Below are 23635 nucleotides of genomic sequence, written 5' to 3' on the forward strand. Positions count from 1 at the left end.
TGGACAAAGCGCTTTCCCACAAAAACTTTATATATAGATGAACGCAATGGAACAAAAAAACAAGATGGTAATTTATCAGGTATTCCCGCGTTGGTTTGGGAATCTGCGACCATCTCCTGTAATGAATGGTAGTTTAGCCGAGAATGGAGTGGGTAAGTTTTCGGCTTTTACTCCTTTGGCTTTATCCAAAATCAAAGAACTAGGTGTTACTCATGTATGGTATACAGGGGTGATAGAGCACGCTACAAAAACCGATTACACCATGTTTGGCATCCGGAAAGACCATTCTGCCGTAGTAAAAGGTAAGGCCGGATCTCCATATGCTATAAAAGATTACTATGATATAGATCCGGATTTGGCGGATAATATCCAGAACCGTATGAGTGAGTTCGAGGATTTGGTGAAACGTACGCATGAGGCTGGGATGAAGGTTATTATCGATTTTGTACCCAACCATGTGGCACGTCAATATTTCTCGGACGCACGGGAACCTTTCGTGGAGGACTTAGGTCAAACGGATAATGTGTCCAAGGCTTTTGATGTGAATAATAACTTTTATTATCTTCCGGGACAGACCTTGACGCTTCGTTTTGATCCGCAGCGTGAGGAGGATTTTGCCTATAGTGAGTTTCCGGCGAAGGTGACCGGTAACAATCATTTCGATGCCTATCCAAGCCAGAACGATTGGTATGAGACGGTGAAGCTGAACTACGGCGTGGATTATATGCACGGTGGTGCTTGCCATTTCAATACCATTCCCAATACGTGGGAGAAAATGTTGGAGATCTTGTTGTTCTGGGCTGATAAGGGGGTGGATGGTTTTCGTTGTGATATGGCTGAGATGGTCCCGGTAGAGTTTTGGAACTGGGTGATTCCTCAGGTGAAGAAGGTGCGTGATGTGATCTTTATAGCGGAGGTGTATAATCCGGATGAGTATAGGAATTATATTTATACGGGACACTTTGATTATTTGTATGACAAGGTTGGTCTTTATGATACGGTTCGTGCGGTGATGTGCGGACAGGCTCCGGCTAGTAATATATCGCATTGTTGGCAATCGTTGGAGGGAATCCAGAAAAATATGTTGAATTTCTTGGAGAATCACGATGAACAGCGTGTCGCTTCTGATTTCTTTGCGGGGGATGCTCGTCCGGGTATTCCGGGCATGATTGTCTCCGCTGCCATGAATACGAATCCGGTTATGATCTATAGTGGTCAGGAACTTGGCGAAAGAGGAATGGACGCGGAAGGTTTCAGTGGACGTGATGGCCGTACGACCATCTTCGATTATTGGAGCGTCGAGAGTTTGCGAAACTGGAATAATAATGGACTCTTTGATGGGGCTAAATTAACGCCGGCAGAACGCTCGTTGCGTGAGATGTACGCTAAGTTATTGAATGTGGTACGATCCGAGCCGGTTATTGTCGAGGGAGCGTTTTATGATTTGATGTACGCGAACTCCGGTAATCCTTATTTCAATCCGAACCGTCAGTATGCGTTCTTGCGCAAATGGAAGAACGAGGTACTTCTGGTTGTCGTGAATTTCGACCGTGCCGACCAATGTGTATGGGTAAATATCCCGGTCGAGGCATTCAAGGCTCTTGATTTTGAGGATAACAAACCGGCTGAATTGACCGACTTGTTAACCGGGGAAACGACTATCAGTACGCTAACAGACGCTTATCCTTATCAAGTGAAACTCCCTGCTTATTCCGGTAAGATGCTAAAGTTCTCTTTTCTCCATAAATAAGAGCTTTCTTGAAAAGTTTAGGTGTGCTGTATAGATAATTCGTTGGTGGAGTTAGGTGGTTGATACGGGACATCTAGCTTCATCGGGCAAGTAACTTAAGTGAAATGGCAAAGTAACTTAACATACTTGCCCGATGAAGCTAGATGACTTTTTTCTTTGATTTAAATGAAAAGAAGGGAAGCCATATAATAAATGCCAGCTGCTAAAAGCCCACTTACCGGGATCGTAAGAACCCATGCGGTCATCAAGCTTTGAGTTACTCCCCAACGAACGGCTGAAAGACGTTTGGTCGCACCAACTCCGATAATAGCCCCTGTAATTGTATGCGTGGTACTGACTGGGATCTTCAGAAACTCCGTAAGGTACAAAGTGAAGGCACCGGCTGTCTCAGCGATAACCCCTTCCAAGGGGGTTACCTTCGTGATTTTAGTACCCATTGTCTTTACTATTTTCCAGCCACCGGACATGGTTCCAAGTGAGATAGCGGTGAAACAAGAGAACGCTACCCAGTCGGGTAAATCGGAAATACTATTTATCCCCATTCCCAATCCTTCGGAGTGGGCTGCGATTAGGGCCGCGGCGATAATACCCATCACTTTTTGGGAATCATTCAATCCATGCCCGATACTGAATAAGGCGGAAGATACGAGTTGGAGTTTCTTGAACCATACCTCTGCCGTATGAGGGTGCACTCTTTTGCACATATGAAGCACTAATAAGGTAAACCCGAAAGCGACAATCATGCCTATGAAGGGAGCAAGGAAAATGAAAGCCGCTATTTTTAGGATAATGTTCAATTGGATCGCTTCAAAGCCGTGTGCCATGATAGCCGCTCCGGCGAATCCTCCGATAAGGGTGTGGGAAGAAGAGGAAGGAATGCCTTTCCACCAAGTGAACAGGTTCCATGCGATAGCGGCGATTACCCCGGACAGGATAATCGGTAATGTGATATACTGCTCTACTACGGTTTTTGATACGGTATTGGCGATACCGAATCCCCCGATTATATACTTAGCGATGAAAAATGCGACGAAATTAAAGAATGCTGCCCATATTACAGCCTGAAAAGGGGTAAGGACCTTGGTCGATACAATGGTCGCTATCGAATTTGCCGCATCATGAAAGCCATTGATATAATCGAATATCAGAGACAGAATGATGATAATCACTAATAATTCCATAATATAGCCCTGTTTTATGCGTACTTTACGATCAAGTTCCTTAATATTTTACCGACATGTTCGGCAGCATCCGTTGTCTTTTCCAACTCATGCATGATTTCTTTGATTTTGATAAGCTCTATACTATCTTTTTCTTCCTCGAAAAGCTTCGTGATAAAAAGCTCATATACGTCGTCCGCTTGGTTTTCTATGTCATGTAGCTTGGTACAGTAATCACGTAACGTAGTCGGTTTCTTGCGAAAAGTCTCGAGTTCATCCATCGCTTTGCTGATATAGTGCGCCTCTTGTTGAATGAGTAAACTCAATTCTTTTCCGCTATCAGAGATGGGGCGTGGGTTATAGATGGTAATACGTTTGGCGGAACTGTTTATTCCATCAATAACATCATCTATGGATGAGGCTAAGTCGTGAATGTCTTCCCGATCGAAGGGGGTTATAAATGTCGTTCCTAGTTCATCAAAGATCAGATGGGTCAGTTTGTCCCCCTCCCGTTCCCTATCCTTGATTAGCTTATAATAATTAGCTCTTTCCGTAGGAGAATCATGTCGTAAGCTTTCTACCAGAATGCTGGAAGAGGCGGATAATATTTCAGACAATTGCTTTAAGAGTGGAAAGAACTTGGGTTCTTTGGGGGTGAATCGACTAAAAAAAGAATTTTTCATACATGTATATATTAAATCGTTTTTAAATACTTGGTTGTTGAATGAAAGTTTGTTATCTCTGTTTCCGTGCTTTTAGTTTTGCCCGTACTACCTCTATTACGGCAGGAAGTATGGATATGAATATAATTGCTATGATCAATATCTTGAGGTTCTGCTGTACGAAAGGAAGATCTCCGAAAAAGTATCCCGTATAGCAGAAAAGCAGCACCCAGAAAGCGCCGCCTATCAGGTTGTAGATCATGAAATAGTAATGATGCATTTTACCCATTCCGGCTACAAAGGGAGCGAAAGTACGGACAATCGGTACGAATCGGGCGATGATTATGGTTTTGCCTCCATATTTTTTGTAGAACTCATGCGTTTTGTCCAAATGGCTTTTCTTGAATATCTTGGAGTTGGGATTGTTAAATAGTTTACGACCGAAAAAATGACCTATCATATAATTACAGGAGTCTCCCAATACTGCCGCCGCGAATAATATCAAGGCTAAGAGATTTATCTCTAGAGGCATACCGGGTAACGCTGTTATCGCTCCGGCGACGAACAAGAGGGAATCCCCGGGCAAGAATGGGGTGACTACCAATCCCGTTTCACAAAAAATGATTAGGAATAATATCGCGTAGGCCCAAGTATGATATTCTTGTACGATCTCGATCATATGCTGATCGATATGTAAGATGAAGTCTAATAAAAATTCCATTTTAGATTGATTATTAATTGATAAGAACTATCCTATATGACCCAATAAGAAAACAAAATAGATGTTTATTCTGTTCCCTTTGAGAAATCTAGAAAATAAGAATAGTGAGAAAGCAGACATTAAAGTGCTATCTTCTACTTTTTTGATGGAAATAAGGGGGAAAGAGAGTTTAAATGAGAATACGTCTTAGGGTATAGATATAGTACCCATAGGAGAATTTAAGGGGATTTATACAAAATGAAATGAATGTTTGTCTTTCTTTAGGATATTGAGTTTTTATAAACCGTACGATCCTTTCCGCGGATGAGGATAGGTTTGTCCTTGAGTTTTTTGATGTGGAGGTGCTGCGGAATAGTGAAGAAGCCTTGATATAGCCATCTTCCATCTTATAGCTTTGTTTTCCGTTGTATAGCTTTTTTTCGTATCGTTCGATATCTGTTTGGGGGATATTGTATTCCGTCTTGTCTTCATTCGGAGAGTACATGGTGTAAATATCCTTGTATTTCTGTTGGTTCTCGGGAGTTGATGAAGAACCCGAAGTCAGAAATACACTTACCAATACGAAGAAATAGAGTAAATACTTCATCATTGCGGTTGCAAATATAGAAAGTTTTCCAAATATAAAGAGGTTATTGTAAATAAGTTTTGTACTTTTGCGGCACAATTCAAATCTATTCACTTTAAGATAAATATTCGGAATAATGAGTGCACAAACTCCTTTCTTGGTGTTTTCGGGAACGAACTCCCGGTATCTTGCAGAGAAAATTTGCAACAGTTTAGGTTGTCCTCTGGGACAGATGAATATCCAGCACTTTGCCGATGGTGAGTTCTCTGTTTCTTATGAAGAGTCTATCCGCGGTAGAGATGTATTCTTAGTACAATCTACATTCCCTAATTCAGACAATCTGATGGAGTTGCTTCTGATGATTGATGCGGCTAAACGTGCTTCCGCACATTCAATCATCGCTGTAGTCCCTTACTTCGGTTGGGCTCGTCAGGATAGAAAGGATAAGCCTCGTGTTTCTATTGGCGCTAAGTTGATCGCTGATATGTTGAGCACGGCAGGTATCAATCGTTTGATTACGATGGACCTTCATGCGGATCAGATCCAAGGATTCTTTAATGTGCCGGTGGATCACTTATATGCTTCTTCCGTATTCTTGGATTATATCAAGACGTCTTTGCCTTTGGATAACTTGTGTATCGCGACTCCGGATGTTGGTGGTACGAAACGTGCCAGCAGCTATTCTAAGTATTTAGGCTTGCCGATGGTCATTTGCCACAAATCTCGTTTGCGTGCCAATGAGGTGGCCGAGATGCGTATTATCGGTGATGTGACGGGCTTGGATGTCCTTTTGGTTGATGACATGGTGGATACGGCCGGAACAATTACGAAAGCCGCGAACTTGATGTTGGAGAATGGTGCGAAGTCTGTTCGTGCTATCGCCAGCCACGCTGTGATGTCTGATCCGGCTTCTACTCGTGTAGATCAGTCCGCTTTAACGGAAATGATCTTTACGGATTCTATTCCTTACGCTAAGAAATGCGAGAAAGTAAAGGTGTTATCTGTCGCTGACATGTTTGCAGAGGCGATCCGTCGTGTATGTAGTGGTGAGTCTATCAGCTCTTTATATGCTATTTAATAGAATAAGATAGAAAAATAAAAACGGTCGCTTCCTTTTGGAGGCGACCGTTTTTTATTTAGAATAAATCTGAATATGTGTTACTTGGTCTCATCAATAATCATGCCGCTGCCCAGACATAAGTGATGGTCTTTGTCGTAGATTACACTGTATTGGCCAGGAGCGATACCTTGAATCTTTTCGTCGGATTCTACACGATATAGATCTCCGATACGACGGATGTAGCCATGCGTAAATTCCGGGGTATGACGGATCTTGAAAGTGATTTCTTTCTCACCCTCAAATTCTCCCCATGGATCTTCCGTGATGAAATCGAAGCCTTGCATATTGATCACCTTACCATATTGCGTTTCCGGGTCGTAGCCGTTGGAGACATAAATGATATTTCGCTTAATGTCTTTTTGGATAACGAACCAAGGGCCGCCACTTAATCCCAATCCCTTACGCTGGCCGATCGTATGGAACCAATATCCATTGTGTTTACCCAAGACCTTACCTGTCTCTAGTTCCACGATTTTTCCCGGGCGTTTCCCTAAATAACGCTCTATAAAGTCGTTGTAGTTAATCTTGCCTAAGAAGCAAATGCCTTGGCTATCCTTACGCTTGGCGCTCGGCAATTTCTGGGCCTCGGCGATGGCACGTACCTCGCTTTTCATTAAATGCCCGATCGGAAACATGAGTTTCTGTATCTGTAGGCGGGTGATTTGCCCTAAGAAATCAGTCTGATCTTTTACCGGGTCCTTGGCGGTAGAAAGCCATATTTTGCCGTCTATCTCCGTGGTCGTGGCATAATGACCGGTAGCGATCTTATCGAAATCCTTGCCCCATTTTTCCTCGAAACAACCGAACTTGATATATTTATTACACATCATATCCGGGTTAGGGGTAAGACCGCGTTTGACAGATTCGATCGTATAGCTTACCACCCGATCCCAATACTCGTCGTGTAAGGAGACGATCTCGAACCGGCATCCATACTTGCGGGCGATATATGAGGTGATCTCGATATCCTCTTCCGCCGGGCAATCGATATAGCCATCCTTGTCTTCCATACCGATACGGATATAGAAGATGGTCGGATCGTATCCTGCCTCTTTGAGTTGATGCACTACGACAGAGCTGTCTACTCCTCCTGAAACTAATGCCGCTATTTCCATTCTCTTTTTTGTCTTTGCTTTTGAACTTACAAAAGTAGAGAAAAAATCTCAAACCTTTGATATTGACTGTATATTCTCTATCTTTGCGGTTGGCCCTTATTGGAATGCGGGCCTTCAAACTATGTACTTTAGATGTAATATATTATAGGAAAAGCAAATCGTAGTAAGATATGAAAAAAATAATGTTATCGCTTATGACAGCTATGGTTATGACGGCTTGTACAGGCCAACAGTCGGATACGGCATCTCAAAATTCCGATAAGGAGTTCAATTATGTAGTGGATCAGTTCGCTGATCTGGAGATTCTTCGCTATAAAGTTCCGGGTTTCGAATCCCTGTCCTTGCGACAAAAGCAACTATTATATCATCTTTCCGAAGCGGCCTTGATGGGACGTGATATATTCTTCGATCAGAATGGACGCTATAATCTGGCGATCCGCAGGACACTGGAGGCTATTTATACGAATTATAAGGGAGATCGGGAGGACCCTCAATTCAAGGCTTTGGAAACCTATTTGAAACGGGTGTGGTTCTCCAGTGGTATCCATCATCATTATGCCTTGGACAAGTTTGCCCCGGGGTTTTCTCCTGAGTTCTTGATGGATTGTATTCACCAAATCGACGCTAAGAAGTTACCTCTTCGTGAGAATCAAAACGTGGATCAGTTCATGATCGAGATCGCTCCGGTAATCTTTGATCCGGGCGTTATGCCAAAGCGTAGCGTACAAAGCGGTGACGGTGATCTGATCAAAGCATCTTCTAATAATTATTACGGGGGAGGCATCAGTCAAAAAGAGGTAGAGGACTTCTATGCGCAAATGAAAATGGGAAAGGATACCATTTCCCCGATTTCTTACGGGTTGAATAGCCGTTTGGTAAAAGAGAACGGTACGGTCGTTGAAAAGGTTTGGAAAGTAGGAGGGCTTTATTCCGCCGCAATAGAAAAAATCGTAGATCAATTGCGACAAGCCTTGCCTTTCGCCGAGAATGATACGCAGAAAGCGATCATTGGGAAATTGATCGAATATTATCAAACGGGCGATTTGAAGACGTTCGATGCTTATTCGATCCTTTGGGTAGAGGATACAGCTTCGGAGGTGGATTTCGTGAATGGCTTTATCGAGACTTATGGGGATCCGTTAGGAATGAAAGCAAGCTGGGAGTCTACCGTAAATTTTACGAATAAGGAGGCGACTAAGCGTACGAAAATCATCAGTGATAATGCGCAATGGTTTGAGGATCATTCTCCGGTAGATAAGCGTTTCAAGAAGGAGAAGGTGAAAGGAGTCAGTGCTAAGGTAATCACGGTATCTATGTTGGGAGGTGATTGCTATCCGGCTACCCCGATCGGTATCAATTTGCCAAATGCGGATTGGATTCGTCGAGATCATGGCTCGAAGTCTGTTACGATAGAGAATATCACGGAGGCTTATGATAAGGCATCTCAGGGAAATGGCTTTAGCGAAGAGTTTGTATGGAGTGACGTGGAGCGGAACGGTATGAAACAGTACGGTTTCTTAACGGATAATCTACATACGGATTTACATGAGTGTCTGGGACATGGTTCCGGTAAATTGCTGGAAAACACGGACCCGGATGCGCTGAAAGCCTATAGCTCTACACTGGAGGAAACCCGTGCGGATTTGTTTGGCCTGTATTATTTGGCAGATCCGAAGCTGGTGGAGCTGGGATTGCTTCCGGACGGCGAGGCTTATAAATCGGAATACTATAAATATATAATGAATGGCTTGATGACCCAGTTGGTTCGCATCGAGCTAGGCAAGAATGTAGAAGAGGCGCATATGCGTAACCGCCAGTTGATCGCTAAGTGGGCTTACGAGAAAGGGAAGGAAGCGAATGTGATCGAACTGAAAAAACGGGATGGCAAGACCTATGTGGTTGTGAATGACTATCCGAGGTTACGTGAGTTGTTTGGGACATTGCTTGCTGAGATTCAACGTATCAAGAGTGAGGGTGACTATGCGGCCGGAAAGAATCTTGTTGAAGGATACGGCGTGAAAGTAGATCCGGAGCTGCATGCGGAGGTCTTGGAGCGCTATGCTAAGTTAAACTTGGCTCCCTATAAAGGTTTTGTCAATCCTGTGATGAAAGAGGTAAAGAACTCTAACGGTGAGGTTACTGATATTGTCTTGGACTACACGGAAGGTTATACAGATCAGATGCTTCGTTATGGCCGTGATTATTCTTTCTTGCCGACTTATAATAATTAATAGATGGAAAGTTTACAAGACGAGATAAGGGAGATCCGCAAGCAACTTCGTTTGGCGATGAACGGGGTGATTTCTACGAGTATGCGTGAGAAAGGTATCGTATATAAGTTAAATTTCGGGGTTCCGTACCCCGAAATAAAAGAAATCGCCCGCAAGCATAAACCGAATGGAGAACTGGCGGCGGCTCTATGGAAAGAAGATATTCGTGAGTTTAAGATATTGGCGACCTTTCTCCAACCCGCCGAGAAGTTGCCTTTGGAGGAAGCGAAACGTTGGGTCAAGGAGATTCCTTATTTGGAGATCGCGGAGCATTGTTGCCGGAACTTGTTCGTTCATCTGCCTTATATGGAGGACTTCACGTTAGATCTGGTTGCTGATAAGAAAAATGAGTTCGCTCGCACGGTCGCCTTTCTTACTTGGACCGAGAATTTCAAGCGAGGTGGTAGCTTGTCTTCTGTGGTTTTAGGATCTTTTTTGGTAGAAACCTTAAGCAGCTTAGCGGAGACTAAGGATTTTAAGTCTACGCTGAAAGAGAAACAAGCGTCTATTCAAGCCATGAAGTTTTATGGGCGTCAATCCGAGGGGAATGCGGAAAGGATCCTAGACGGTTTCAAGGAATTTCAGGAGGCTGTGGGAAACACGCCGGAATTACAAGAAATCTATAATGAATTAAAATTCGAGTTTGAATATTATCGGTAAGGCTTTGCGTTTAAAATAAATGCGCTAACTTTGTCGTTTGTGCGGTCTTTAGGAGATGGAAGCGAAAGTTTATACGGAAATACGTGCGTTGTTTACCGAATATCTAACGGAGAAGAAACTGCGGAAAACCGAGGAGAGATATACTATATTCAAGGAAATATGTGCTTTTCCCGGTCATTTTGATGTGTGTATGCTTTCGGATCGGTTGGAGCAAGACAACTTCCATGTCAGTAAGGCAACACTCTATAATACGTTGGATGTACTGGTTGATGCCGGTTTGGTGGTGCGTCATCAAATAACCGTCCAGTCGGTGCAATATGAGTTGAGGATTTATGCCGATACGCATTTGCATTTGGTTTGTACGAGATGCGGGGCCATCCGGGAGCTGCGAAACAGTGCGTTGAAAGCGGATATGAGAAACTTGAAAGTTTCTCGTTTTACGCCGGAGTATTATTGTTTGTACATTTATGGCCTGTGCAGTAAATGCAAGTTTAAGCAGCAAAGGTCAGTTAAATAAGAATATTAATAGCCTATAATAAATATAGAAAAGATGAAAGTAGACGTTTTGTTAGGATTGCAATGGGGCGACGAGGGCAAAGGCAAGGTTGTCGATGTGCTGACTCCGAATTACGATGTGGTAACTCGTTTTCAAGGAGGCCCTAATGCCGGACATACATTGGAGTTTAACGGGGAAAAGTATGTGTTACGTTCGATTCCTTCCGGTATTTTCCAAGGTGGAAAAATAAACGTAATCGGTAACGGTGTCGTTCTGGACCCGTTATTGTTCAAGCAGGAAGCGGAATCATTGGCAGCGAGTGGTCACGATATCACCAAGCAGCTTTATATCTCTAAGAAAGCTCACCTAATTTTACCTACTCACCGGATCTTGGATGCCGCTTATGAGGCCGCAAAAGGTTCCGGAAAGATCGGTACGACAGGAAAGGGTATCGGCCCGACTTATACGGATAAGATTAGCCGTAACGGTGTTCGTGTGGGCGATTTATTGCATAACTTCGAAGAGAAATATGCGGCCGCTAAAGCAAAACATGAAGCGATCTTGCGTTCATTGAACTATGAATATGATATAACCGAGATGGAGGCTCAATGGATGGAGGCCTTGAACTACCTTAAACAATTCAAATTGATAGATAGCGAGCATGTCATCAATAACTATTTGAAGGAAGGTAAGTCGGTCTTGGCGGAAGGCGCTCAAGGTACGATGCTGGATATAGACTTCGGTTCTTATCCATTCGTGACTTCCTCTAACACGATCTGTGCCGGATGTTGTACGGGACTGGGTGTTTCTCCCCGGAATATCGGTGAGGTATATGGAATCTTCAAGGCTTATTGTACACGTGTAGGTAGCGGTCCGTTCCCGACCGAGTTGTTTGATGAGGTGGGAGATAAGATCGGTCAATTAGGCCATGAGTTCGGTGCGGTTACGGGACGTAAACGTCGTTGTGGCTGGATTGATTTGGTAGCCTTGAAATATGCCGTGATGATCAACGGTGTAAGCCAATTGATCATGATGAAGAGTGATGTGTTGGATACCTTCGATACGATCAAGGCTTGCGTGGCTTATAAGATGAATGGTGTCGAGACTAATGAGTTCCCGTATGAGATCGATGATACGATCGAACCTGTATACGTGGAATTACCGGGTTGGAAGACGGACATGACGAAGATGCAGAGCGAGGACGAGTTCCCGGAGGAGTTCAACGCTTACCTTTCTTTCTTGGAGGAAGAACTGGGTGTGCCTGTGAAGATCGTTTCCGTAGGACCGGATCGTGAACAGACGATTGTCAGATATACAGAAGAATAAACTCGTTATAAATCGTACAAAATGGCAGAAGACCACATTCCTCAAGGGGTGTCTCCTGCCATTTTTGTCTTTGGCAAACTTTTTGTCGTTGTTTTATAAAACTAAATAAGATAGAAATTTATGAGTATGTATTGGATTATATTTATTGGATTTGCGCTATTGAGTTGGCTGGTGTCATCCCGCCTTCAGGGCAAGTTTGAGAAGTATTCGAAAATCCCTATGCCGAATGGCATGACAGGAAAAGATGTCGCTGAGAAGATGTTGCATGACAATGGTATCTATGATGTAAAGGTGATTTCTACACCCGGACATCTGACGGACCATTACAATCCCGCTAACCAGACGGTGAACTTGAGTGAGTCGGTTTATTATAGCAATAGTATCGCCGCCGCTGCGGTTGCCGCCCATGAGTGCGGTCACGCTGTGCAGCATGCTACCGCTTACGCTCCGTTGAGAATGCGTTCGGCTTTGGTTCCGGTTGTTAGTTTCGCCTCTAATATCATGACATGGGTGTTGCTGGGTGGTATGTTATTATTGCATACGTTTCCTCAGCTATTGTTATTCGGTATAATCTTGTTCGCTACGACTACGCTATTTAGCTTTATCACGCTTCCGGTCGAGATCAATGCCAGCCAACGTGCTTTAGCGTGGTTGAGCAATGCCGGTATAACAAATGCTTATACGCATGATAAGGCAGAGGACGCTTTACGTTCCGCCGCTTATACGTACGTGGTCGCAGCGTTAGGTTCGCTTGCTACATTATTATATTATATAATGATATTCTTGGGGGGAAGAAGCAGGGATTGATAAGTCTCGGAGGAGGCTTTCCTCGAATGCCCATTATAAAGATGTTAGAATGCCCATTGTAAGATGCTTATAACTGCGATTGTAAGCTCCTTACAGTGGGCATTGTTATTTTCTTATTTATTTCGAGCAAAAACATTACCTTTGCGGACAGAATAATCATTTAAAACATAAGATCATGCAAAAACCTTCCATACCCAAAGGTACCCGGGATTTTTCGCCGGAGGAAATGGCGAAACGTAATTATATATTCAACACGATCCGTGAAGTATTTCACTTGTATGGCTTCCAGCAAATAGAGACTCCTGCCATGGAAAACCTTTCTACATTGATGGGGAAATATGGTGAGGAAGGGGATAAGCTCCTTTTCAAGATATTGAATTCCGGAGATTGTTTCGCGGGCATCTCAGATGAGGAGTTAATGGAAAAGAACCCGTTGAGATTTGCTGCTAAGGCTTGTGAGAAAGGCTTGCGTTATGATTTGACCGTTCCGTTCGCCCGTTACGTGGTACAACATCGTAATGAGATCAGTTTTCCGTTCAAACGTTACCAGATCCAACCGGTTTGGCGTGCCGATCGTCCGCAAAAGGGACGTTACCGGGAGTTCTACCAATGTGATGGCGACGTTGTGGGTTCTGATTCCTTGATCAATGAGGTGGAACTGATCCAGATTATGGACGAGGTGTTCCATCGCTTTGGCATTCGTGTGTGTATCAAGATGAACAATCGTAAGATCCTTTCCGGTATTGCCGAAATCATAGGTGAGGCGGATAAGATCGTAGACATTACGGTAGCTATCGACAAGCTGGATAAGATTGGCTTGGACAACGTGAATGAAGAGCTTCGTTCCAAGGGTTTACCCGAGGAGGCGATCGAGCGTTTGCAGCCGATCATTATGCTGCAGGGTTCAAATCAAGAAAAGATCGCTACCTTGAAAGAGGTATTATCTGCGTCTGAGACTGGTTTGAAAGGTGTAGCCGAATTGGATTTTATCTTGGAGCGTATCTCTCATACGCCAATTCGTGCGGAATTAGAGCTTGATCTGACATTGGCTCGTGGCTTAAACTATTATACAGGTGCGATTTTCGAGGTGAAAGCCTTGGACGTACAGATCGGTAGTATCACGGGTGGTGGTCGTTATGACAACCTGACAGGGGTATTTGGCATGGAAGGCGTATCTGGTGTCGGTTTCTCTTTCGGCGCTGATCGTATCTTTGATGTATTGAACCAATTGGATTTATATCCGGAAGGGTCTTTGAAGACTACACAGCTTCTATTCGTGAACTTCGGACAGAAAGAGGAGATTCATTTATTGCCGTTGATCGCTAAGGTTCGCAAGGCGGGGATTCGTACGGAGCTATATCCTGAGTCTACTAAAATGAAAAAGCAAATGGGATATGCGGACGCTAAGAAAATCCCGTTTGTCGCGATAGTAGGAGAGAATGAGATGGCCGAGAATAAAATCAACTTAAAGAATATGCTCACGGGTGAGCAAACCCTTGTGACTATCGAGGAGTTGATAGAACGCTTTTAGAGAATAGTGGATTATGGAACACGGACTACACGGATGACACGGAACACACGGATAAATACTAATACCGTGTGTTCCGTGTCATCCGTGTAGTCCGTGTTTAAATGGTTCTAAACTTATAAATTAATGAAACGACCATGAAAATACCTGTTTTTATACTCTCAATATCTTTATACTTTTCTTCCTGCTCTTTCACCCCCCGTGCCGAGTGGGTAACAACAACCGAGAATACCCCTTGGGCTGAGCAACCCGATCTGATCTCCGCCCTTGCGGATACGATACCTAATATTGATATAACAATTCTAACAGAAAAGCATCAACAACAAATTGATGGTTTCGGAGCCTGTTTTAATGAATTAGGTTGGCTTTCCTTGAGTAAGCTGGAGCCAAGTGTACGTGAGGAAATCATGGAAGAGCTTTTCTTCCCCGGAGTCGGAGCCAACTTCACGATTTGCCGGATGCCTGTAGGAGCAAATGATTTCTCCCGTGATTGGTATTCGTATGACGAGGTAGATGGTGATTTCACGATGGAACATTTTACCATCGCCAATGACCAACAAACCTTGATCCCTTTTATCAAGAACGCCCAAAAGTATCAACCAGATTTACGCTTGTGGGCTTCCCCGTGGTGCCCTCCAGCTTGGATGAAATATAACAAACACTATGCCTCTGCCTATACGGGTGAGAATTATGACGAGAAGTATCGAAATGGTTTGCCGGCCGATAAGGTCGGCCATGAAGGTACGGATATGTTTATCCAAGACCCTCTTTACCTGAAAACCTATGCCCTCTATTTCTCTAAATTTATCGAGGCCTATAAGAAACAAGGAATTCCAATCTTTGCCGTAATGCCCCAAAACGAGTTCAACTCTGCGCAAATATTCCCGAGTTGTTGTTGGACATCGGCTTCTTTGGCTAATTTTATCGGTAATTATCTCGGGCCGGCCATGCAGGTTCAAGGAGTGGAAATTATGTTCGGCACGATGGAACGAGCGAATGAGTCGCTTGTTGATACGGTATTGACAGATCCTGTTAGTGGTAAATATGTAAAAGGTGTCGGTTTCCAATGGGCGGGTAAGGGAGCTATCGCCGGAATCCACAAACGTTATCCCGGGTTGAAGCTTTACCAAACCGAGCAAGAATGTGGAGATGGCAAGAACGATTGGAAGGGTGCCATGTATTCTTGGGGGTTGATGCGACATTTTCTGGATAATGGCGTTTCTGCCTATATGTATTGGAATATATCTTTGGAAAATGGAGGGATCAGTCGTTGGGGATGGGAGCAAAACTCATTGGTTGTCGTAGATCCGCAAACCAAGAGCTATCGATATACTCCGGAATACTACGTGATGAAACATGTCAGCCATTATGTCCAGCCCGGTGCGTATAAATTAGAAACGGAAGGAGCTTATACGAATCTGCTGGCATTCCGTAACCCGGATAACAGTATCGCCTTGATTATCGCCAATGAGACCAGTGATGATCATTCTCTTTCCATTCGCATCGGCGATCGAGTCTATACTCCGATCGTAAAAGCATATTCCATGAATACGCTGCTGGTCGATTGATTATCCTTTTGAGAGATGCAAAAAGACAAGTTGTCAGTTATCTCTTCGGATATTTGTCCATTTCGTCCGAAATATTGTCAGTCGAACCCGGGTGAATTCGTTTGGCACACTATTCGCATAGGCTTAGGCGTGAACATAAAGTTCATAACTAAAAAAGTAATATTATTAACATTTAAAATACCAAGAAAATGAACATTAGACCATTAGCAGACCGCGTGCTGATTAAGCCGGCCGCTGCGGAAGAGAAAACATTAGGTGGAATTATTATTCCTGACTCAGCAAAGGAAAAACCTTTAAAGGGTGAGATTGTAGCCGTAGGTAACGGAACGAAAGACGAGGAGATGGTTGTAAAGGTTGGTGATAACGTATTGTATGGTAAGTATGCGGGTACGGAAATCGAACTAGACGGTGAGAAATACTTGATCATGCGCCAAGCAGACGTTTTAGCTATTATCTAATTCATTTTTATAAACAACAATATTAAAAAAGAAATACAATCATGGCAAAAGAGATTAAATACGATATGGATGCCCGCGACCTTTTGAAGAAAGGTGTGGATGAGTTGGCTAATGCCGTTAAGGTAACATTAGGCCCGAAAGGTCGTAACGTAATTATCGAGAAGAAATTCGGAGCTCCTCACATCACGAAAGATGGTGTAACGGTTGCTAAAGAAGTGGAATTGACTTGCCCGTTCGAGAACATGGGTGCTCAATTGGTTAAGGAAGTGGCTTCCAAGACAAACGATAACGCCGGTGACGGTACGACTACAGCTACGGTTTTGGCTCAGTCTATCATTGGTGTCGGTTTAAAGAACGTTACTGCCGGAGCGAACCCGATGGATTTGAAACGTGGTATCGACAAGGCTGTCGCTAAGGTTGTAGAGAGCATCGCTAACCAAGCTGAGGCTGTAGGTGATAAGTTCGAGAAGATCGAGCATGTAGCGAAGATCTCCGCAAATGGTGACGAGGCTATCGGTAAGTTGATCGCGGAGGCTATGCAACGTGTGAAGACTGAAGGTGTTATCACGGTTGAGGAAGCTAAAGGTACTGAAACTACAGTTGACGTAGTTGAGGGTATGCAGTTCGACCGCGGTTATATCTCTCCGTACTTCGTAACGGATACAGAGAAGATGGAGTGCCAGATGGAGAATCCGTATATCTTGATTTATGACAAGAAGATCTCCGTATTAAAAGACCTTCTTCCTATCCTTGAGCCGACCGTACAGAGCGGACGTCCTCTTTTGATCATCGCTGAGGATATCGACAGCGAGGCTTTGGCTACATTGGTAGTGAATCGTCTGCGTGGTTCCTTGAAGATCTGCGCTGTTAAGGCTCCGGGCTTCGGCGACCGTCGTAAGGCTATGTTGGAAGATATCGCTGTATTGACAGGCGGTACGGTTATCTCTGAGGAGAAAGGTTTGAAATTGGAAGGTGCTACAATGGATATGCTAGGTACCGCTGAGAAGATCACGGTAGACAAAGATACCACTACCATTGTAAATGGTGCTGGTGACAAGGAGGCTATCCAAGCTCGTATCGGCCAGATCAAGATCCAGATGGAGAATACGACATCTGATTATGATAAAGAGAAATTGCAAGAGCGTTTGGCTAAGATGGCCGGCGGTGTAGCTGTTCTTTACGTAGGTGCTCCTTCTGAGGTTGAGATGAAAGAGAAGAAAGACCGTGTGGATGACGCATTACACGCAACTCGTGCCGCTATCGAAGAAGGTACGGTGCCCGGTGGTGGTGTTGCCTATATCCGTGCTATCGATGCATTGGAAGGTATGAAGGGCGACAACGAGGACGAGACTACAGGTATCGAGATCGTTAAGCGCGCTATCGAGGAGCCGCTTCGCCAGATCGTAGCTAACGCTGGTAAGGAAGGTGCCGTTATCGTTCAGAAAGTGAAGGAAGGCAAGGGCGACTTCGGTTACAACGCTCGTAAGGACTGTTTCGAGAATTTGTGCGAGGCTGGTGTAATCGACCCGGCTAAGGTAACTCGCGTAGCATTGGAGAACGCTGCTTCTATCGCTGGTATGTTCTTGACTACAGAGTGTGTGATCGCAGAGAAGAAAGAAGAGACTCCGGCTATGCCTCCGATGAACCCGGGTATGGGTGGCGGAATGGGCGGTATGATGTAATCGACTCCCGTGATTAATGATATGGGCGGCCGTTCCGGAAGGGACGGTCGCTTTTTTTATTTTCATTTGCTTGCTAATTGGAAAAAACGATTACCTTTGTATGCGCAATACCGATAGGTTGCGCTTCAGAATGATTAAAAAAAGCCCAGGTGGCGGAATTGGTAGACGCGCTCGTTTCAGGTGCGAGTGGTTTTGCGATCGTGCAGGTTCGAGTCCTGTTCTGGGCACTTCCCAAAATAGAAAAAATGCAATCCTATACAGAAGACGAAATTGTAGTACAGCTCCGGGACCCGGCCCGACAACGTGAGGCCTTCGCCAAGGTCGTAAGCTTGTATGGCGAGAAGTTGTATTGGCATATACGAAAGATGGTACTGGATCATGAGGATGCGAACGACTTACTCCAAAATACATTTTTGAAAGCTTGGACGAACATCGAGCTTTTTCGTGGTGAGGCCAAATTATCTACATGGCTTTATAAGATCGCGATCAACGAGTGCATTACTTTCCTGAATAAACAGCGAAATATGAATAACGTATCTATCGACGATGCGGATACCTTTTTGCTGGATCGTTTGAAAGGTGATGAATACTTCGATGGTGACGAGATACAGGTAAGATTGCAAAACGCTATTCTTACCTTGCCGGAGAAACAACGCTTGGTTTTCAATATGAAGTATAACGAGGAGATGAAGTACGAGGAGATGTCCGAGATACTAGGTACCTCTGTCGGGGCTTTGAAGGCCTCGTATCATCATGCGGTGAAAAAAATCGAGGAGTTTTTAACAAAAGAGGTTTAAACCTTTTGCCCGAATCGCTGTCAAAGCAATATAAAAAGAGAAAAAGTATGAAAAAAGAAGAAAACAACCTAGATCGCTTGAAAGGAACTAATCCTTTCACTGTACCGGAAGGGTATATGGAAGGGCTTACGGAGCGGATCATGAGTCAGCTCCCCGAGAAGCCGGAGGAGAGGGCGAAACGGATTTCCTTGATGGATCGTGTTCGTCCGTGGTTGTACATGGCTGCGGTATTCGCTGGTCTTGGTTTGTTTTTCAAGGCTATCGTGGGAATAAACGGTTCCGATGGTAGTACTGCGTCTGATTCTTTACTGGTCCGGACGGAAGTCCCGACAACGGCTTTAGACGCTATTGAAGCGGAAGAAGATGAGGAGTATTTGGAGTATTTGGAAGCTCAATACGCTAATTATCTTTTAGAAGAGGAACTTTCCTATTCTGAATAAAGTTTAAAATAGTAATTTTATCGAAGATTTTTGTAATAATACTTGTATGAATAAAATATTTTTCATTACATTTGTAGCGATTTCGGTTCTACTCTCTTTCAATGCTACGGCACAAGAGAAGAAAGAGCAAAGACATTTTGATAGAGAAGCATTCGAAGCAAGGCGGAATGCTTTTATTACGGCTGAAGTTGGCCTTACACCTGAGGAAGCTGCACAATTTATTCCTTTATGCAATGAGTTGCGACAGAAAAAATTTGAGGTAGGTCGTGAATGTCGTAAGTTATCAAAAGAAATTCGACATAAGGAGAATCCGACAGATGCTGATTATAACAAAGTGATAGACGAATGTCTGGATGTTGAGATAAAAGAGGCACAGTTGGAAAAAGAGTATTTTGAGAGATTCAAGAAGATACTTTCTCCCGAAAAGGTCTATAAATACCGAAATGCGGAATATAAGTTTGTCCGGAATTTTATGAAGAGTGGTCGGGACAACAAGAAGGAAGAGAAACAGAAAAAGTAAAATATTATCATTATTTGTGTTTTTTGTTTAGATTTAGTTTTGGCGTTTAAGTTAAGGGAGGGGTGGCGACGTGATGTCGGTTCCCCTTTTGTTTTGCCCTTATCCTTGCTTTATAAGCCTTTGGCCTTGGCCTCATTCCACAGTTGATCCATTTCCTCCAATGTCATATCTTTCAAGGAACGACCTTCTTGGATCGTATGTTCCTCCAGATAATTAAAACGGCGGATAAACTTCTGGTTCGTGCGTTCCAATGCGTTGTCCGGGTTTATTTTGTATAGGCGGGCAGCGTTGATCAAGCTAAAGAAGAGATCTCCGAACTCAGCTTCCATCTTATCTGCGTCCATCCTGTCTATCTCGGTTTTCAACTCATTAAATTCCTCCTGTACCTTATCCCATACTTGATCCCGTTGTTCCCAGTCGAAACCTACGTTACGGGCCTTATCTTGGATACGATGCGCTTTTACTACGGATGGGAGGGAAGCGGGAACACCTTCCAGCACGGTTTTGTTACCCCCCCTTTCTTTCAATTTAAGCTGCTCCCAGCTTTGCTCTACCTTTTGGGCGGTATCGGCGGAGGTATCTCCGAATACGTGTGGATGGCGGTAAATCAGTTTCTGGCAAAGGCTGTCGCAGACATCCTTGATATCGAAAGCTTCTTTTTCCTCGCCGATCTTGGAGTAAAAGACGATGTGCAATAACAGGTCTCCTAATTCCTTTTTTATGTTTGTGTTATCCTCACGCATCAGGGCCTCGCATAATTCATAGGTTTCCTCGATCGTATTCGTGCGGAGGCTCTCGTTTGTCTGTTTACGATCCCATGGGCATTTTACTCGTAATTCATCCAGAATGTCGAGTAATTGCCCGAAGGCTTCCATCTTCTCTTCTCTAGTTGCCATATTATTTACTTATTCGATAATGATTGTAAAAGAAAGAGGGCCGGGTTCTACCCTGCCCTCTGTATGTGTTTTATTGTTGTTCTTTCTTGAATTCTTTCAATCCGTTTTGAAGGAACTGGATGTATTTGGAAACATCCTCATTGAATGCGTATGAAGGTCCGAGCGGCTGTCCCTCGTCATTCAATAAGATGTAGAATGGCTGGGCGTTAGAACCGAACTTGCTTCGTTGCAAATAACTCCATTTATCACCGATCGTCTTCAGCTTACGAGTCTTTCCGTTCTCTTGGATCTCGATGGGTTGCGGGAGTTTCGTCTTATCGTCTACCATGAGAGTGATTAGCACGTAATCATTTTCTAGCATTTGCTTCACCTTAGGATCCGTCCAAACGGAAGCCTCCATCTTACGGCAGTTTACGCAACCGAAACCGGAGAAGTCGATCATGACGGGTTTATTTACCTTCTTGGCATAAGCCATACCGGATTCATAATCGTCGAATGCGGCGTGTACCTCGTTTTTGTATAGATTGAAATCTTGTGTATACAACGGAGGAGCGAATGCGCTGATCGCCTTTAACGGAGCGCCCCAAAGTCCCGGAACCATGTAAATGGCGAAAGCGAAAGAGATAATCGCCATAAACAGACGAGGAACAGATACATATTTTACTTCGCTATCATGGCTAAACTTGATCTTTCCTAATAAATAAACACCCAATAAGCTGAAGATCACGATCCAAAGCACGATAAAAGCCTCACGGTCTAGTAAACGCCAACCATACGCTAAGTCCGCTACGGAAAGGAACTTCAAAGCCAATGCCAACTCCAAGAAGCCCAATACGACCTTCACTGAATTCAACCATCCGCCGGATTTCGGCATACTTTGCAGCATATTCGGGAAGATGGCGAAGACACTGAACGGGATGGATAACGCCAAGGCGAAACCAAACATACCGATAGCCGGTCCTACCGCCGTACCCATAGAAGCTGCCTGTACCAACAAGGTTCCGATAATCGGACCCGTACAAGAGAAAGATACCAATACCAACGTAAACGACATAAAGAAAATACTCAATATACCGGTCGTTGAATCGGCCTTGCTATCCAATTTACTGGTCCATGACGCAGGTAATACCAGCTCGAAGGCTCCGAAGAAGGAGACTGCGAATACTACCAGCAACAAGAAGAACAGGATATTAAAGATCGCGTTCGTTGATAAATCATTCAATGCGCTCGCTCCGAAGATACCGGTAATTAACAAGCCCATAACCAAATAGATTACGATAATAGATAATCCATAGGTGATAGCGTCGCGAATCGCTTTCTTACGATCTTTCGTACGTTTCAGGAAGAAGCTAACCGTCATAGGGATCATCGGCCAAACGCAAGGAGTCAATAAGGCGATCAAACCACCTAAGAAACCTGCGAAGAAGATGAATAACCAAGAGGTATCTGCCGCCGATACCGTAGAATCACCGAACGCTTTCAATTGGTCGATCACCGGAGACCAAAGATTCGGGCTATCGGTTAAGCTGTCGGACGCTTTGGGAGATGTCATAGCCGGTGTCTCTTTAGCGGCAGGGTCCGGAGTGTTCAACTCGCTAGCATCTTCCGCTACGACTTGCGTATCCGGCTGTATGGCCGTGGCGTCCTCTTTATCCACCTCTGTAGTCGAGCTGTTAGCTGCCAGAGCTGGATCTAGATGGATACTTTTCTTATCGAAAGAGAAAGGTATTTGATCTGGGGGAAGGCAAGTCTCGTCATTACAAGCCATAAATTCCACCTCGCCCTCTACCTTGAATTTAGCGGGATCGGTAATTTTTAGTTTTTGGATGAACGATACCGTACCCGGATACCAACGAAGGTTCATGGCGAATTGCTCGTCGTAAACCGTGGTCGGCTTTACAGAAGGAACCGGTTGGCCAATCAGTTCAGCTCCATTCAATGTCTCGAATGTGAAAGATGTAGATACAGGACCTCCTTCCGGCAGGTTCATGTCATACAGGTGCCAACCTTTGTCCGCCGTGGCGGTAAAGACGATCTCTTTCTCGGGTGCGCCACCCTTGTCGTCTAGTTTAATTTTCCATTTGACAGGCGTAAGTATTTGTGCCTGCGCTACCAGCGCTAATAGCGCCAGCATGATCGAACTGATGAGTTTCTTCATTTTTATTATTTATTGCTAAAGTTACTTTGCTGTTGATGAAAAGATCTCCGGAATCCGGGTCTCAAAACGCATTTCCTCTCCCGTTACCGGGTGGATAAAACAGAGTTTACGGGCATGAAGCATCAAACGTCCCGCAGGATTCGTCTCCGCTCCATATTTGGTGTCGCCGGCTACCGGGTGACCGATAGATTGCATCTGGGCGCGGATTTGGTTCTTACGTCCCGTTTCCAGTTCCAGTTCCAGAAGCGAATAGCTATTGTTCGTTTGTAACAGTCGGTAGCGTGTGATCGCTTCCTTCCCGTCACCATCTTGTGTCACGTACACTTGCATATGCTTGTTCTCCACGAGGTTGGATACGATCAAATCCGTGTCTTTCTCCGGCCGTCCCTCTATCACGGCCACGTAGGTCCGTTGCGTGATAGCCTCGCTCCAGTTGGACTGTAGTTGCTCTTTTACCTTCTGGTTCTTGGCGAACATCATGATACCCGATGTGTCTCGGTCCAGACGGTGCAAGACGAATATCTTGTTGCGAGGGTCGCATTCTTTCAAGTAATCGCTCAGGATACGGTAGGCCGTACGCTCTTTGATACGATCGGTAGATACGGATAGCAAACCTTCCCGCTTGTTGATCACGATGAGGTCATCATCTTCCCAAACAATTCTAAGTAACGGATTGTTGAATTCCACCTTCCCTCTTCCATAGTTGATCCCGACCGTATCGTTAGGGTTCAGCGGGGCATCGAACTGCCGGGTGACTTTCCCGTTTACCGAGATCTGTCCCCTGCTCAATAATCCTTTCACGGATGAACGGCTTTGTTCTTTTAATAACTCGAACAGGAAAGGTAGCAAAGTGTTACTTTCACCCACCGTTACCTGTCGTTCTTTAGAGGGTTTACGTCGATTATCCCCTCCTTTATACTCAGATCGCTTTCTCAT

21 protein-coding genes and 1 tRNA gene are annotated in these 23635 nt (G+C 44.3%); 15 read left to right on the forward strand and 7 right to left on the reverse strand.

Annotated elements, in window-relative coordinates; all coding sequences use genetic code 11:
* Nucleotides 1-46 precede the first annotated feature (46 nt).
* Nucleotides 47-1750: an alpha-amylase family glycosyl hydrolase gene (locus ACESPU_RS15385; protein WP_008777935.1), complete on the forward strand. Its 1704-nt coding sequence runs from the start codon at nucleotides 47-49 to the stop codon at nucleotides 1748-1750.
* A gap of 161 nt (nucleotides 1751-1911) precedes the next feature.
* On the opposite strand, the gene ACESPU_RS15390 is transcribed toward ACESPU_RS15385, so the two are convergent.
* From ACESPU_RS15390 to ACESPU_RS15400, 3 genes are read right to left on the reverse strand one after another with little or no spacing between them, the layout of a single operon-like run.
* Nucleotides 1912-2931, reverse strand: coding sequence for an inorganic phosphate transporter (locus ACESPU_RS15390; RefSeq protein ID WP_005868484.1), 1020 nt, complete (start codon nucleotides 2929-2931; stop codon nucleotides 1912-1914).
* A 14-nt stretch (nucleotides 2932-2945) separates the two neighbouring features.
* A complete protein-coding gene (locus ACESPU_RS15395; RefSeq protein WP_008772601.1) occupies nucleotides 2946-3593 on the reverse strand; it encodes a DUF47 domain-containing protein in 648 nt (215 codons plus the stop codon).
* 52 nt (nucleotides 3594-3645) lie between these two features.
* Nucleotides 3646-4293, reverse strand: coding sequence for a DedA family protein (locus ACESPU_RS15400; RefSeq protein ID WP_048928165.1), 648 nt, complete (start codon nucleotides 4291-4293; stop codon nucleotides 3646-3648).
* 701 nt (nucleotides 4294-4994) lie between these two features.
* Between ACESPU_RS15400 and ACESPU_RS15405 the strand changes: the two genes are divergently transcribed.
* The gene (locus tag ACESPU_RS15405) at nucleotides 4995-5936 is read left to right on the forward strand and encodes a ribose-phosphate pyrophosphokinase (RefSeq protein WP_008772599.1); all 942 of its coding nucleotides are present in this window, start codon (nucleotides 4995-4997) and stop codon (nucleotides 5934-5936) included.
* Nucleotides 5937-6016: 80 nt separating this feature from the next.
* Here ACESPU_RS15405 and mnmA read toward each other — a convergent pair whose 3' ends face one another.
* Nucleotides 6017-7093: a tRNA 2-thiouridine(34) synthase MnmA gene (mnmA, locus tag ACESPU_RS15410; protein WP_005868490.1), complete on the reverse strand. Its 1077-nt coding sequence runs from the start codon at nucleotides 7091-7093 to the stop codon at nucleotides 6017-6019.
* A gap of 170 nt (nucleotides 7094-7263) precedes the next feature.
* Between mnmA and ACESPU_RS15415 the strand changes: the two genes are divergently transcribed.
* The 13 genes from ACESPU_RS15415 to ACESPU_RS15475 all read left to right on the forward strand — a co-directional run bounded on the left by ACESPU_RS15415 (nucleotide 7264) and on the right by ACESPU_RS15475 (nucleotide 19645).
* The gene (locus ACESPU_RS15415) at nucleotides 7264-9324 is read left to right on the forward strand and encodes a dihydrofolate reductase (protein WP_057326599.1); all 2061 of its coding nucleotides are present in this window, start codon (nucleotides 7264-7266) and stop codon (nucleotides 9322-9324) included.
* A 3-nt stretch (nucleotides 9325-9327) separates the two neighbouring features.
* Entirely contained in the window at nucleotides 9328-10023 is a 696-nt protein-coding gene (locus ACESPU_RS15420; RefSeq protein ID WP_048928168.1) for a DNA alkylation repair protein, read from the forward strand.
* 55 nt (nucleotides 10024-10078) lie between these two features.
* Nucleotides 10079-10540 carry a Fur family transcriptional regulator gene (locus ACESPU_RS15425; protein ID WP_048928169.1) on the forward strand — a complete coding sequence of 154 codons (462 nt, stop codon included), beginning with the start codon at nucleotides 10079-10081 and terminating at the stop codon, nucleotides 10538-10540.
* Between the two features lie 33 nt (nucleotides 10541-10573).
* Nucleotides 10574-11845: an adenylosuccinate synthase gene (locus ACESPU_RS15430; RefSeq protein WP_005858796.1), complete on the forward strand. Its 1272-nt coding sequence runs from the start codon at nucleotides 10574-10576 to the stop codon at nucleotides 11843-11845.
* Nucleotides 11846-11965: 120 nt separating this feature from the next.
* The gene (locus tag ACESPU_RS15435) at nucleotides 11966-12652 is read left to right on the forward strand and encodes a zinc metallopeptidase (RefSeq protein WP_005868492.1); all 687 of its coding nucleotides are present in this window, start codon (nucleotides 11966-11968) and stop codon (nucleotides 12650-12652) included.
* A 175-nt stretch (nucleotides 12653-12827) separates the two neighbouring features.
* A complete protein-coding gene (hisS, locus tag ACESPU_RS15440; RefSeq protein ID WP_036618273.1) occupies nucleotides 12828-14183 on the forward strand; it encodes a histidine--tRNA ligase in 1356 nt (451 codons plus the stop codon).
* A 134-nt stretch (nucleotides 14184-14317) separates the two neighbouring features.
* Nucleotides 14318-15748, forward strand: coding sequence for a glycoside hydrolase family 30 beta sandwich domain-containing protein (locus tag ACESPU_RS15445; protein WP_158532362.1), 1431 nt, complete (start codon nucleotides 14318-14320; stop codon nucleotides 15746-15748).
* A 188-nt stretch (nucleotides 15749-15936) separates the two neighbouring features.
* Nucleotides 15937-16206: a co-chaperone GroES gene (locus ACESPU_RS15450; RefSeq protein ID WP_005858788.1), complete on the forward strand. Its 270-nt coding sequence runs from the start codon at nucleotides 15937-15939 to the stop codon at nucleotides 16204-16206.
* Between the two features lie 41 nt (nucleotides 16207-16247).
* Nucleotides 16248-17888 (forward strand): chaperonin GroEL, encoded by a 1641-nt coding sequence (gene groL, locus ACESPU_RS15455; RefSeq protein WP_005858786.1) that lies wholly within the window; start codon nucleotides 16248-16250, stop codon nucleotides 17886-17888.
* 143 nt (nucleotides 17889-18031) lie between these two features.
* Nucleotides 18032-18115 (forward strand) — tRNA-Leu (locus ACESPU_RS15460).
* An 18-nt stretch (nucleotides 18116-18133) separates the two neighbouring features.
* Nucleotides 18134-18685, forward strand: coding sequence for an RNA polymerase sigma factor (locus ACESPU_RS15465; protein ID WP_008777938.1), 552 nt, complete (start codon nucleotides 18134-18136; stop codon nucleotides 18683-18685).
* A 47-nt stretch (nucleotides 18686-18732) separates the two neighbouring features.
* Nucleotides 18733-19125 carry a hypothetical protein gene (locus ACESPU_RS15470; protein ID WP_286757059.1) on the forward strand — a complete coding sequence of 131 codons (393 nt, stop codon included), beginning with the start codon at nucleotides 18733-18735 and terminating at the stop codon, nucleotides 19123-19125.
* 46 nt (nucleotides 19126-19171) lie between these two features.
* Nucleotides 19172-19645 (forward strand): hypothetical protein, encoded by a 474-nt coding sequence (locus ACESPU_RS15475; RefSeq protein WP_005858783.1) that lies wholly within the window; start codon nucleotides 19172-19174, stop codon nucleotides 19643-19645.
* A 110-nt stretch (nucleotides 19646-19755) separates the two neighbouring features.
* Here the strand turns inward: ACESPU_RS15475 and mazG are convergent, their stop codons facing one another.
* From mazG to ACESPU_RS15490, 3 genes are all read right to left on the reverse strand, one after another.
* Complete coding sequence (mazG, locus tag ACESPU_RS15480) at nucleotides 19756-20541, reverse strand: nucleoside triphosphate pyrophosphohydrolase (protein WP_122143983.1); 786 nt, start codon at nucleotides 20539-20541, stop codon at nucleotides 19756-19758.
* A 70-nt stretch (nucleotides 20542-20611) separates the two neighbouring features.
* Nucleotides 20612-22699: a cytochrome c biogenesis protein CcdA gene (locus ACESPU_RS15485; RefSeq protein WP_122143982.1), complete on the reverse strand. Its 2088-nt coding sequence runs from the start codon at nucleotides 22697-22699 to the stop codon at nucleotides 20612-20614.
* Nucleotides 22700-22720: 21 nt separating this feature from the next.
* Nucleotides 22721-23635, reverse strand: a complete 915-nt coding sequence (locus ACESPU_RS15490) for an RluA family pseudouridine synthase (protein WP_122143981.1) — start codon at nucleotides 23633-23635, stop codon at nucleotides 22721-22723.

The sequence above is a fragment of the Parabacteroides sp. 20_3 genome (assembly GCF_964238835.1).
GTDB classification, from domain to species: Bacteria; Bacteroidota; Bacteroidia; order Bacteroidales; family Tannerellaceae; genus Parabacteroides; species Parabacteroides distasonis.